Origin of the sequence: Klebsiella sp. HMSC16A12, assembly GCF_001808265.1 — a bacterium.
Classification (GTDB): domain Bacteria; phylum Pseudomonadota; class Gammaproteobacteria; order Enterobacterales; family Enterobacteriaceae; genus Klebsiella; species Klebsiella pneumoniae.
Genome location: NZ_KV792560.1, coordinates 1 through 623 on the forward strand (window position 1 = coordinate 1; position 623 = coordinate 623).

A 623-nucleotide genomic window follows, 5' to 3' on the forward strand; every position below is an offset into this window, starting at 1 on the left:
CAGCAAAAGTTCGATTTATTCAACAAAGCCGTCTGAAGAAGAAGTTATTCGTTGCGCCAACAATACTGAATATGGTCTAGTCTCTTATGCTTGGACCCGAGATGTGGGCCGAGCTTTCCGCCTTTCCAGAAAACTGGAGTCGGGAATGGTGATTCTAAATTCCGGTTCTGTCGGGACGGCATCGGTACCCTTTGGCGGTATCAAAGCTTCCGGTCACGGGCGTGAAGGCAGTTATTATGGTATTGAAGAATATATACACGTGAAATATGTGTTGATGGCTGGCCAGAACCGCTAAGTAATAGGGCGAACTACTTGGCATAATGTTGCATTAATGTAAGTTTCCATTTTAACCTCTTGTTTAATTAGTATGAATAAACATTTTCAGGAAAGTATTTTTTAAACCGGGCTATGCCAGATAACTTACCCGGTAGCGATAATAGTGAAGACTTGACGGAGGACTCCACTTTTGCTGCGAGATCGGCGTTTTGCGCTGCTGGCGCTGGAGTCGTAGCGTTTAGTGATATTTTCGCACTCATCCTGTTTCCGCAGGATGAGTGATTTTACGCAACCGGCTCGCGCGGATGACGACCGATGGTGATGCTGCCAACTTACTGATTTAGTGT

The 623-nt window shown here is 45.4% G+C and carries 1 protein-coding gene; it reads left to right on the forward strand.

Annotated features, from left to right (window positions below; all coding sequences use genetic code 11):
• Positions 1 to 295: aldehyde dehydrogenase family protein (locus HMPREF3140_RS27025; protein ID WP_139146154.1), on the forward strand; the 295-nt coding region annotated here is incomplete at its 5' end.
• Positions 296 to 623: the final 328 nt, after the last annotated feature.